Annotated in this window: 10 protein-coding genes; 6 read left to right on the top strand and 4 right to left on the bottom strand. The window is 44.4% G+C overall.

All coding sequences use genetic code 11. From position 1 onward, the window contains the following. Positions 1–88: 88 nt before the first annotated feature. From RE476_RS11160 to RE476_RS11170, 3 genes are read right to left on the bottom strand one after another with little or no spacing between them, the layout of a single operon-like run. Complete coding sequence (locus tag RE476_RS11160) at positions 89–634, bottom strand: TOBE domain-containing protein (protein ID WP_309307712.1); 546 nt, start codon at positions 632–634, stop codon at positions 89–91. A gap of 15 nt (positions 635–649) precedes the next feature. Next, positions 650–856, bottom strand: coding sequence for a helix-turn-helix transcriptional regulator (locus RE476_RS11165; RefSeq protein ID WP_309307713.1), 207 nt, complete (start codon positions 854–856; stop codon positions 650–652). A gap of 24 nt (positions 857–880) precedes the next feature. Then, on the bottom strand, positions 881–1,276 hold the full coding sequence (locus RE476_RS11170; RefSeq protein ID WP_309307714.1) for a hypothetical protein: 396 nt from the start codon (positions 1,274–1,276) through the stop codon (positions 881–883). Between the two features lie 187 nt (positions 1,277–1,463). Here RE476_RS11170 and wrbA point away from each other — a divergent pair, with 187 nt between their 5' ends. The 6 genes from wrbA to mutS all read left to right on the top strand — a co-directional run bounded on the left by wrbA (position 1,464) and on the right by mutS (position 11,559). After that, positions 1,464–2,081, top strand: coding sequence for an NAD(P)H:quinone oxidoreductase type IV (wrbA, locus tag RE476_RS11175; RefSeq protein WP_309307715.1), 618 nt, complete (start codon positions 1,464–1,466; stop codon positions 2,079–2,081). Between the two features lie 159 nt (positions 2,082–2,240). Beyond that, a complete protein-coding gene (locus RE476_RS11180) occupies positions 2,241–3,164 on the top strand; it encodes a hypothetical protein (protein WP_309307716.1) in 924 nt (307 codons plus the stop codon). A gap of 167 nt (positions 3,165–3,331) precedes the next feature. Next, complete coding sequence (locus tag RE476_RS11185) at positions 3,332–7,564, top strand: alpha-2-macroglobulin family protein (RefSeq protein WP_309307717.1); 4,233 nt, start codon at positions 3,332–3,334, stop codon at positions 7,562–7,564. Between the two features lie 113 nt (positions 7,565–7,677). Beyond that, positions 7,678–8,064 (top strand): hypothetical protein, encoded by a 387-nt coding sequence (locus RE476_RS11190; RefSeq protein WP_309307718.1) that lies wholly within the window; start codon positions 7,678–7,680, stop codon positions 8,062–8,064. Between the two features lie 71 nt (positions 8,065–8,135). Further along, a complete protein-coding gene (locus RE476_RS11195) occupies positions 8,136–8,819 on the top strand; it encodes a class I SAM-dependent methyltransferase (RefSeq protein ID WP_309307719.1) in 684 nt (227 codons plus the stop codon). A gap of 76 nt (positions 8,820–8,895) precedes the next feature. After that, the gene (gene mutS / locus RE476_RS11200) at positions 8,896–11,559 is read left to right on the top strand and encodes a DNA mismatch repair protein MutS (protein ID WP_309309609.1); all 2,664 of its coding nucleotides are present in this window, start codon (positions 8,896–8,898) and stop codon (positions 11,557–11,559) included. Between the two features lie 51 nt (positions 11,560–11,610). Here the strand turns inward: mutS and RE476_RS11205 are convergent, their stop codons facing one another. Next, on the bottom strand, positions 11,611–12,795 hold the full coding sequence (locus RE476_RS11205) for a multidrug effflux MFS transporter (protein ID WP_309307720.1): 1,185 nt from the start codon (positions 12,793–12,795) through the stop codon (positions 11,611–11,613). Positions 12,796–12,926: the final 131 nt, after the last annotated feature.

Genomic DNA, 12,926 nt, shown 5'->3' on the forward strand with positions numbered 1-12,926 from the left:
TAAACTAATCCCCATAGTTTATTAAGGTTATATAGTGCCTGAAAGTATATACGATTTTTGAATGGCAGATATTTAAAATAAAAGGAGTTTAATCCTTATTCATCTCTTTCCCAATAAGGACTTCAGTAGACTTGATTATTGCAAATACCTTATCTCCTTCTTTAATGTTGAGTCTCTCAACTGCTTCTGAAGTGATAATGGATGTAAGCGCCGAGGGGTCGATCTCCAGCCTGATTTTTGATACAAGCCCTTCTGATTCCACACCAATAACTGTTGCAGGGATTTTATTACGTGCAGATATGGCAAGTCCTATGTTCTCCCACGAACCTTCGTCTTCCATGGTATCATTGATGAATTTCCTGCTCATTTCATATTCACTGATAAGCTTTCGTCCTTCATCAGTGAGGAAGGTTCCCTGGCTCTTCCCGCCTCTAACAGTGGTAACAACATCTTTCCCAAGCCTTTCACTTATCTTGTTCAGCACGTTCCAGGCATGTTTGTAGGATATGTCCATTTTTTCGCAGGCTTTTCGAAGTGATCTTTCCTCGTCTATGGCTTTGAGCAGTTTTACTTTACCTGCACCGATGATGGGTTTTCCATCCTCTGCAAGCCATACCTTTGTTTTTGTTTCCATAATTATCTCCATTTATTATTCGAGGTCTGATTCCTCAAAGATGAACAGTTCATCTATAGTTGTTTCCAGGGTCTTTGCTACTTTATATGCAAGTTTTAGTGAGGGATTGTATTTCCCTTTTTCCAGAAAACCGATAGTTTCCCGCCTGACACCTACTTTGTTTGCAAGGTCTTCCTGGGTCAGGTCGTATCTGGCCCTGAGTTCCTTGATCCTCGTCTTCATTGAATCATCCCTGTGGTTTCCGGTTTATTCAACATCCCCTTTTCTGAAGAGGTACCATTGAATACCTTTTGCGGTAATTATCATTGTAATCATAAGTATTGCCAATACTTGCTTTACACTTATTTGTGCCAGTTCGAATTCCTCTACCCAGAATAAGAGGGATATCAGGATGAATGTTATCAGCCATGAGTAAGAAAGCCCATAAGCTCCTATCTTTATTGTTCTTTCATCCTTTACAGGACCACTGCGGTATCTTTTTGCTCTGATGAATGTGACAAAGAGGATGATAGCTCCTATGTTTATCAGGCTGATACCAATTTGTTGGTAGTCATTGAACATTGCAACCAGTACGATTCCTGCCATGATGAATGCCAAAGCCAGTGTGTAACTGATCTTGATATATTTTTCCAGTTTTCCCATATAATTACCTTATTATCTTGTTCTAACATTACATTAGATATAGTTATTATTATGTTATATATATCGCACATTTATTACTTAAAGTAATGCTTTATCAGGAACCACTGGGAAAATTATTTATCATGTCATATCACCATATCCTATGCTGCCAATGCCATCAACCATGGTCATTCAAACAGGTGGGAATATGAAAATAAATGTTATTTTTTACAGTCTGTACGGTCACAACTACAAAATGGCTGAAGCCGTTGCAAAAGGTGCCATGGAGGTAGAAGGTGCTGATGTTGGCCTTTTTCAGGTTTCGGAAACTTTCACACCTGACATACTGGAAAAGATGGGGGCTACAGAATCCAAAAAGAGTTTTGAGCACATCCCTGTTGCAACCATTGAGAATCTCACCGAGGCAGATGCCATTATTTTCGGAACGCCAACAAGGTTCGGCATGATGACTGCACAGATGCGCGCATTTCTTGACAGGACAGGTGGCATCTGGGTGAAAGGTGCTCTCATCGGTAAAGTGGGCAGTGTTTTCACATCCAGCAGCACCCAGCACGGCGGTCAGGAATCAACAATACTGAGTTTCCACGCAACCCTGCTGCATCACGGTATGATTATAGTCGGAGTTCCATATTCGGAAACCAGGCAGTCAACTCTTTCTGAGATTACAGGTGGCAGTCCATACGGTGCTTCAACGATTGCTGGTGGCGGTGCTAATACACGACAACCGAGTGATAACGAGCTTGGGATTGCCAGGTTTCAGGGCAGGCACGTTGCGGAGATCACGAAGAAGCTGGTTGGGGAGTGATATTTTCAACCATCTCTTTTTCCTTTATGTTTTAATAATCAATCACATCAGTTACTATTTATTCATCATTCATTCACAATAATTTATATTCATTACAGTCATAATTGTGTAAAGAGTTGGATGAATAGAATTACTTGCAGTCTGGTATTATGCATTCTTTTGTGCAGTACAGCAATAATCTCTGGTTGTATATCGAAAGAAAGTGAAAACACAACAGTAACAACGGTGAATGATATCGATGATCATACTATCACCAAAGTTTATGTTTGGAAGGGTTTGAGTGGTGAGTCCTTTAATGTTGATGACAAAGATGCTATAGAAGGACTAATTGAATATCTTGACAAGTACATTCTGGAAGAAGCGGATCTAGAGTACATGGTAGGTGGCAGTCACTATGATATGGTCTTCTATAGTGATTCTACTAAAATATCCATAGTAAGCATTGTTCGATCTGATCTGATGTATATTGATGGAACTTACTATGAAGTGAATAATGATCTTATCAATATAACAGAAATTGGAGAACTTATTGATTCTTCTATTGATGTAACGGAGACAGACGACGATAATTTAGATGCAGAATCCACATCAAATTCCAAAGCTGAAAGTCTGTCAATGGATATTTCCGGAGAAATGGAAGCATTAACCTTCGAGGACCTGACATCCAGATCAGATGTTGTTTTGATTGGAAAGGTTAAGGAGATACTTCCAGCAAGATGGAACACTCCTGATGGTGAAAGGCCGGATAAGCCAGTTGAAGAGTTGGACATTGGCATTGATGACATGATCTATACTGATATTGTAATTCAAGTTGAGCAATATCTCAAGAATTCATCAGGCACAGGTGAATTTACTGTAAGGGTAGAAGGCGGAACAGTTGGCAATGATTCCATATGGGTTGAAGATAACCCTTCTTTTGAGCCTGGTGAGAAAGTCCTTCTTTACCTGCGTGGGGATATTTCACCTTTTAGTGTGACTGGTGGTTTTCAGGGTAAATTCACAATAACCGAAGATGGATCAGCTATCAGACTATATGAAAAGCCCATTAATCTCAGTGAGTTAACAAGCATGATCAATGATTGATATCTCCAAGATCTGATATTATTCGACCTTATTTTTTCTATTTTTCAAAAACAACCTGCTCCACACCTCATAACTTCGAACATCTTTGAAGTTTAAGCAAAGTATATACAGTTCTATTCCTAAATCTGTTATAAGAATCAATTATTTACAAATCCGGAGTGGTAAAGATGAACTTCACAGGAAAAAAGACAGTTTCGTTCATTGTTCTAGTATCGATATTTGCAATTTTGATGTCAGGTTGTATCGGAAGTGATACGGGGAATTCCGGGCTTCCGTCCAATATAGCAGGTCCGTGCAGTGGCCAGATAGCTTCATCGGGTGATGAGTTCCTGATACTTGCACCAAAAATGCTCTTCTCAGGCGGGGAAAGTTCGGTGACAATGGCGGCTTTCTCTGATAACCAGCCGGTGATCCGATGTGTGGAATATACACTAACCGACAAGGACAATAATGAGATAACTCTTATCCAGGCATCTACTTCAGAGTCTGGAAATGTGGTGGCTTCCTTTGAAGTTCCTGATGTTGAAGAAGGGACCTATGTACTCACTGCAAAGCCTTCAGGATTTGATGCCGAGTTCAAGGCAACCGTGGAAGTGGTGAATAACAATCCTCTTTTCATTGAGACCGACAAGCCAATTTACAAACCGGGACAGACAATACACGGCAGGATTCTCTCCCTGAACAACAATCTTATTCCTGTGGAAGAGGACATAACCATAGAGATTACAGATGCTAAAGGTATCAAGGTCTTCAAGGAAGAACTGACTTCCAACGAATATGGTGTTGCTTCATTTGACCTGCCCCTTGCATCCGAGCTGAACCTTGGTACGTGGAAGATAATCGCAACAGCAGGCGATTCAAGTTCCAATGTGGACATTCAGGTGGACAAATACGTGCTTCCAAAGTTCGATGTCTCACTTGAAACTCCACAGGAATGGTTCCTTGTATCCGATGAGATAACAGGTACGGTTTCTGCGAACTACTTCTTTGGCAAGGATGTTGAAGGGGAAGTGCTTGTCGAAGCTTCACGCTATGTGGGTGAATGGGAGCAGTACGCAAGCTTTTCTGGAACACTTGAAGACGGAACTGTTGAGTTCGAACTTCCTGCTGTAAAGTATGCTGCAGGGACATATGGTGCAGGAGGACAGGCGAGTCTCATGCTTAACGTGACGGTTAAAGATACAGGTAATCACAGCGAGACCAGCAACAAGCTGCTTACAATATCCGAATCTCCCCTTGTTATCCAGCTTATACCTGAATCAAGTACCATAAAACCTGGAATGCCATTGCAGGTACTTCTGGTTACAAAAGATCCGGGAGGCAATCCGGTGGATGCTGAAGTGACAGTTGAAACCCGTGTAAGGGATGATTCATACGATATCACTGAGAACGAGGAAACAGTATCTACAGAAGGCGGTATTGCGATGCTGGAATATGATATTCCAAACAATACTAGTCGCATTTTCATTGATGCGTATGCTGATGATGCAATGGCTAGTGAATCACTGAATGCAGCCTATTCACCAAGTGCCAGTTTCATACACATCACCCAGACAAGTCAAGGTGTTCCGGAAGTTGGTGACACAATATCTTTCCGCGTTTATTCTACAAATCCGGGAACGGTGTTCTATGATGTATTTGCAAACGGCAGGACAGTATATTCGGCTACCAGTGATGAACCGGATATCAACATACCTGTGATACCACAGATGAGCCCGCAGGCAAAGGTTGTGGCTTACATGATAAACCCCAACAGTGAGTTGTCCGTAGATGTGCTTCCATTCGATGTGGAATTCTCCACACAGGTTGATCTGGGTAGTTCATTTGACAGTGAAACTGTTGAGCCAGGGGATAATGTAACAGTTGATTTCGATGTCGGAAGCAGGTCTATGATAGGTTTCTCCATCGTAGATGAGTCAGTCTATGCTCTTAGCGAGGGCAGGCTCAATCTCAAACAGGTGTTCAATGAACTGGAAAAGCGTTTCATGGAGCCAATGGCAGAGTCTCATCCTTCCTGGTATGCGGAAGGAGCGTATGACGCGCTGAAAAATGCTGGTATGGTTGTTATGTCATCTCCCGGTCTTGAAGTTCCTCGTTCCGGATATCAGGAACCTGAATTTGAAGTGAATAATTTTGCAGGTTTTTTCGCAGATGTTGACGAGGCAATGGATGATGGAATGGTTAAAGAAGCAATGCCTATGGCTGAAATGCCTGTGGAGGAAATTGCTGAAGAAGAAAAAGCCACTGAAGGAGCGGGCGGAGAACTTGCAGAGGTTCAGCGTGTACGCCAGTTCTTCCCGGAGACGTGGGTTTGGATGCCTGAACTACTCACTGACAATGCAGGTCTTGCAAGCCTTGACCTGACCGCACCGGACAGTATAACCACATGGAGGCTGCATGCAGTCTCATCAGGTCCTGAAGGGATTGGTATTTCCGAATCCAGCCTGATGGTGTTCCAGGACTTCTTCGTTGACCCGGACCTGCCATACTCTGTAACAAGGGGTGAGGAATTCCCTGTACAGGTGCAGGTCTACAATTATCTTGATACTGAGCAGGACGTTAAACTCACACTTTCAGGTGCAGACTGGTTCGATATCATAGGTGATGATGTGCAGACAGTCACTGTGGATGCCAATGGTGTAGGGTATGCCAGCTTTACAATAAGCCCTACAGAAGTTGGTAAGCACATCGTAGAGATAACAGGCCAGACAACTAAGAGGGCGGATGCGGTCAGGAAGGATATGATCGTGGATGCAGAAGGTGCAACCCGTGAGCTTGTTGATAACGGAGTTCTCAGCAATGGTTCTGTGGAACTCGATACAACACTTCCTGCGGATATAGTACAGGATTCCGAAAAAGTGCTTGTGAGCTTTACTCCAAGTATAGTTGCACAGAGCATAAGCGGAATGGATGACCTGCTGGGTATGCCTTACGGATGCGGTGAGCAGAACATGATGCTCTTCTCAACTGATGTTGAGGTATTGCGCTATCTGAAGGCAACAGGGCAGGATAATCCGGAAGTGAGGGCGAAGGCTGAGATGTACATAATCACGGGCTACCAGCGTGAACTGACCTACCGTCACAATGATGGTTCTTTTTCAGCATTCGGTGAGAGCGATGAGAGTGGCAGTCTCTGGCTGACATCTTTCGTGCTGTCCCAGTTCAGTGGTGCAAGGGATGTGACAACCATCGATGAGAACATTCTTTCCGAGTCTGCAGACTGGATTGAATCCCATCAGCAGGAAGATGGTTCATGGGAGCAGGTCGGCTTTGTGATACACCAGGACATGATGGGTGGTGTGAGCGGCACCTATGCACTGACTGCATATGTGACCCTTGCACTGGATGAATATGGTGCTGCAAACCCTGTTGTCATGGCAAATGCGCAGAAATACCTTGAGGACAACCTTGCCAGCCAGGATGATCCGTACGCACTGGCAATCGGTACTCTGGTCCTTCAGAAACTCAACAGTCCCTTTGCCGATGAAGCTCTGAACGACCTGCTGGCAATTTCAAAGCAGGATGAGGACGGCACTTACTGGGGCTATGGCGACGGAAATGTGCCAATGCCATACGAGTACGGTGGATATGGTTTTATAGCTCCTTCAAGCAAGAACGTGGAAACCACCGCCTATGCGACACTTGCTATGATAGAAGCCCGGAACCCCACAGCCATCTCATCACTGAAATGGATATCTGCACAGCGTAATTCCAACGGTGGTTTCTCCAGTACCCAGGATACTGTCATGGCCTTCAGGGCACTGGTGAGCGCAGCGGCATCCGCAGGCAGGGATATCGATGCCACAGTACATGTGATCGCTGACGGCATTGAGATAAGGTCAGTGGATATAAATCAGCAGAACTTCGATGTGGTGCAGATAATTGAAATTTCGGGTGGCACATCAGAACTCAAACTTGAAATGGAGGGCACAGGAGACCTGAACTACCAGTTTGTCAGGCGCTTCAATGTCATCCTGCCTGAAGTCATTGAACAGGACGAGATAGAGCTTGACGTGGACTATGATTCCACGGATGTTGCTGTGAATGATATTGTTACTGTGAATGCCCGTGTAAAATACAATGGAATCCGTGGCATCGGTGGCAGTATTACTTCCAGTGGAATGATGATAGTGGACCTCGCAGTTCCGACAGGTTTCAGTCCGGTATCTTCAAGCCTTGAACTTCTCAAGGAGGAAGCCCTGATAACCCGCTACGAGATAGCAGGCAGAAAAGTTATCCTCTACATCGATGACATGCAGCCTGGTGAGGAACTGAACCTCAGTATGCAGGTAAGGGCACTGTTCCCTGTGAAAGCTATCGTATCGGAGAGTAAGGCTTACTCATACTACAACCCGGAGGTTGTGGCTGAGGCGAAAGGCATGGATGTGACCGTGGTCTGAATGAAAGGAGGGGTATATCCTCTTCTTTTCATTTGATTTTATATGCGATTAAATATCAAATGTATATTGAATTCAAAGCCAAATACTGCTCATTGACTCTGGGGTGGTTTCAAATGAACAAATATATGAGGATGGTCCTTTTCGGACTGATCGTGTGGCTGGTGCCTTTTATCCTATCCTTTGCCTTTGTGGACAGGCAGGGCAATTTCACTATAGATGAGACATTTTTCAAATCCATCATGGTAGTTACCGGCGCTCTTGTGGGTGTTGTTCTTGCTGTCAGGTATTTCAGGGACGTTGAAACGGGCTACGTTAACGAAGGTATAACTCTTGGAGTTATCTGGTTGGTCGTGAATCTTGCACTGGACCTTGTTATGGTATCCGGTGGATTCTTCCAGATGACAGTTGTCCAGTACTTCACAGATATTGGCATGAGGTATCTGGTTATGCCAATCTATACTATGGGTATGGGCTATGCTCTGATGCAAAGAACAAGCTGAATTACAGTTTTTATGGCTATTTATCCTGTAATTACAACACCTTTATCTTTTTCAAAAATAATGAACCTGCTATGACCATCCAGTACCAGAACATAGTCCCATGGGGTCGCTCGTTTCAGGAATATGTTGACATGTTCAAACTCAGCGACAAAGACCTGAACAGCTCTGTCCTTGGATGTGGTGATGGTCCTGCAAGTTTTAACTATGAGATGACACGGCAGGGCAGATCGGTGGTTTCCGTCGATCCGATCTATAATCTGGACAGGGATTTCATTGAAAAGAGAATTGATGAAACCTATATTGAGGTTCTGGAGCAGACCCGGGAGAATCAGGATAAATTTGTCTGGGAAAATATCTCCTCGGTCGAAGAACTTGGAAGAATCCGCATGGATTCTATGAAGCTATTTCTTGAGGACTTCGAGGAAGGTAAAAAGCAGGGTCGCTATATTGCTGGAGAACTGCCGGAACTGCCATTTGAAGATAATTCATTTGACCTGGCACTTGTGTCACATCTATTATTCTTATATTCAGAGCAGCTTTCTCTTGATTTTCACCTTCTTGCGATAGATGAGTTGTTGAGAGTCGCAGGAGAAGTAAGGATATTCCCGTTGCTCGACCTGAATTCAAGGAAATCGATACATCTTGATGAGGTGATTGGCTACCTGCTGTCACAGGGAATCTCTGTTTACGAGGAGAAGGTTAATTATGAATTCCAGAAAGGCGGGAATACGATGCTGAAGATACTAAGAGATTAGTTTTCATGATTTCTTCCAATGCAAACACAAAAATACTAACAACCAGATAATTTGCAGCACCAATTTTGTGTGAATTATCATGAATAAAGTAACCCCTGCAATGCAGCAGTTCTATGCTGCCAAGGAGGAGCATAAGGACGCCCTCATTTTCTTCCGTATGGGAGATTTCTATGAATCCTTTGGAGAGGATGCGAAGACCATCGCAAAGGAGCTTGAGATAACCCTGACCACTCGCGGGAAGGACAAGGATGGGGATAAAATGCCATTGGCAGGCATTCCTTATCATGCCATTGACACTTATCTTCCCCGGCTTATCAAAAAGGGCTACAAGGTTGCCATCTGTGAGCAGCTTGAGGACCCGAAGAAAGCTAAGGGTATAGTGAAAAGGGGAGTTGTACGTGTAGTCACACCGGGTACTGCAATGGATTCTTCCATGTTCACAGATTCCTCAAATAATTATCTCATGGCGTTGTATGGGGAAAAGGATGAATACGGAATCTCTTTTCTGGATATTTCTACCGGTGAATTCCTTACCACACAGTTCACAGATATAGCTCCATATAACAGAATTGCAAGCGAAGCCGCACGTATGGGACCATCGGAATGCATCATGCCACGTTCCTTGCTTGTGGATTCTGATCTCACAGAACGCCTGAAGGAACTGAAGATCATCATTCACGAGTTTGATGGGGATGCTTTTGACTTCGAGAGGGCCGAAAAAGTACTCAGTGAACACTTCAAAGTATCAACTCTGGAAGGTATGGGTTGCAGCGAACTCCAATGTGCAGTGTCTTCTGCAGGAGCAGCATTGCGTTATGCAATGGATACCCAAATGAGGGAACTATCACAGGTGCAGTCCCTGAATACATATTTTGATTCCGAGTTCATGGTGCTGGACGCTATCACTTTGAGAAACCTTGAGATCGTCAGGAATGTAAGGGGTGAAGGCAACGATTCCTCTCTAATCGGGGTTCTTGATGAGACAAAGACCCCAATGGGGAGAAGGCAACTCCAGAAATGGCTCCTGAAACCGCTGGTCTCGGCAGATGCTATCAATGATCGTCTGGATGCAGTTGCATGGCTCCATGATAACACGCTGGTTCGGTTTGATATTCGTGCCCACCTTTCATATGTAAAGGATATGGAGCGGCTTGTTGGGAGGGTAATGTATGGCAATTCAAATGCAAGGGACCTTGTAGCGTTGAAAAAGTCACTTGAAGCTGTTCCGCTTTTACTTGAATCTCTCCGGGAATGCAAAGATGTGGATCTGCTGGAGAGCATCATGTCACAACTTTCTTCTTTCGGAGAACTGAACGATCTTGCTAAACTGATCGACAGTGCCATTGTGGAAGAACCGCCCCTCAGTGTGAGGGATGGGGGAATGATAAAAGACGGATATAACGAGCAGTTAGATGAACTGTTCGACCTGTCAAAGAACGGCAAGCAATGGATTGCCAAGTTCCAGCAGAAGGAAAGGGAAAGGACTGGTATCAAGTCCATGAAGGTCGGTTACAACAAGGTTTTCGGATATTATCTTGAGGTAACAAAGGCTAACATCCCCCAGGTCCCTGATGATTATATCAGGAAGCAGACAATGACCAACGCCGAGCGTTTCTACACTCCTGAACTCAAGGAGCGTGAGAGTGCCATCCTTTCCGCTGATGAGAAAATGACAGCTCTTGAATATGAGTTGCTCTGCGATGTCAATTCAACCGTTGCATCATACTCAAAACAATTACAGGAAACCGCTGGCTTCATTGGCATGCTGGATGTAATGGCAAACCTTGCTGAAGTGGCTGCTAATAATAATTACGTAAGGCCTGCGATTACTCCTGATTGCAGACTTCTTATCAGGGATGGCAGACACCCTGTGGTGGAGAACACAGTTCCCGGAGGATTTGTTCCCAATGATACGGAAATGGATTGCAGTGAGAACCAGTTCCAGCTTATAACCGGGCCGAACATGGCCGGTAAATCCACTTATATGAGGCAGATCGCCATGATAGTCATAATGGCGCAGGCCGGTTCCTTCGTGCCTGCTTCTCACGCTTCCATCGGCATTGTGGACAGGGTGTTCACAAGAGTTGGTGCTTTCGATGACCTTGCAAGCGGCCAGAGTACTTTTATGGTCGAGATGGTGGAACTTGCAAACATCCTGAACAATGCAACCCCGAAAAGCCTGGTGCTGTTGGATGAGATCGGCAGGGGTACGAGCACGTATGACGGTTACAGTATCGCAAAGGCTGTGGTGGAATATATTCACAACAAGGGCCGTGTGGGTGTGAGGTCACTTTTTGCCACGCACTACCATCAGCTCACTGACATCGCAGGCAACCTTAAACGTGTAAGGAATTACCATATTGCTGTAAAGGAAGATGGTGACGACCTTGTATTCCTGCGTAAGATCGTTCCGGGTGCAACGGACCGAAGTTATGGTATCCATGTTGCGAGAATAGCTGGTGTTCCTCATGCTGTCACCACGCGTGCTAAAGAGATCCTTGAGGATATCGAGAATGAATGTATGATCAGTGAGGATGACCGCAAAGGCAAGAAGAAGCAGCGCAGCAGTGCCAAATACACTCAGGTTATATTGTTCGATCAGGATGCGTCCTATGGTGAAACTGCTCCCCATCCGGTAATAGGGGAGTTGAAGGATATGGATTTGAATTCAATGACACCGCTTGAAGCACTCAACAGGCTCAGTCAGCTAAAAACCAGGCTTCTGGAAGAGGGCAGATGAGCGTGAGGGTGCACCCTACGCCCATCAATTATTTTGATATTTATTTTTATTCTATTGCCCTGCAGCGATGCCTTTCTTTTGTAATATCATCCAGGCAACCAGGGTCAGAGCACCACAGATCAAAGTGATGCTTCCCAGAATCTGCATACGTTCCATCCATTCCTGAGATACCAGCCACATTCCCATAGCTCCAAGTGTGAAGTATGTGAATATCAATAAAGATGAAGCAGAGCCTGCATCTTTGTGTACCTGTTCAAGTACAAGGTGGTTACTCGGAGGTCTGCTGATGCCTATAGAATACGTTATTAGTGCCATGGGGATTGCAAAGCTCCAGGGTCCGCGCTGACCAATGACCAGAATAAGTACTGCTCCTATTACTATCCCTGCAAAACCGGTGGTTATCAGATGCCTGGGGTTCATTCTGTCTGTAAGTTTCAGGCATGACATTGACCCTGCCATCAGGGCCAGAGCATTGAAGGCAAAGAAGTAACTGAAATTTTGCTCGCTCAGTCCGAATCCGTTGATGTAAAGGGCTGAAGAGCCGGCAATGAAACTGTATAACGGTAAAAGGCTTACAGACATCACCAGAACCATGATTACATAATTTCTGTTAAGTAACAGATTGCCATAGGAATGCATAACCTTTGAAAGTGGGGTTTGTGAAGCTTCTTTCAATGTTTCCGGTGTTCTGAGTACACCCAGAAGGCCTATAGCCCCCATTATTCCCTGGGCAACGAATATCCAGTGCCATGAAAAATATGTTAATAGCCATCCTCCTACGATTGGAGCAAACATAGGAGCCAGTGCCATGATTATGGCTATATAGGCAAGTATCCTCTGTCTTTCGGCTCCTGAAAAGATATCTTTTGTCATAGCCATGGAAAGGGCTGCACTGGCAGCAGCTCCCGCAGCTTGTAGTATACGGAATGCTATCAATGTGGCTGCACTGTTTGCCATGGCGCATAATACACTTGCAAATATGTACAGTGAGATGCCGATTATCAATGGTTTTCGGCGGCCGTATCTATCTGAGATCGGACCGTAGAAAAGCAGGAAGAATCCATAAGTGATGAAAAAACAAATGAGGATCAAATTGATCACTGCAATTGACTCGTTCCACATCAGAGCAAGTGATGGGATGGCAGGTAGTATCATATCTGTGGAAAAAGCCGGAAAGGCCGTCAAAAGAGCTAACAAAGGTACAATATTTTTTAGTTTTTCAGAATTGTCCATCATGAACCTTCTAATTTTATGTTGCCTCTAACAGCACGAATATTTATAATTGTGTTGGGTATCCGTTGTTCTTTGTTCTCATATGCTTCCCCGGCTGAGGTTATAGTGGCAGGAACGTTCTCAATGCAAACACA

It is taken from the genome of Methanolobus mangrovi, assembly GCF_031312535.1.
GTDB classification, from domain to species: Archaea; Halobacteriota; Methanosarcinia; order Methanosarcinales; family Methanosarcinaceae; genus Methanolobus; species Methanolobus mangrovi.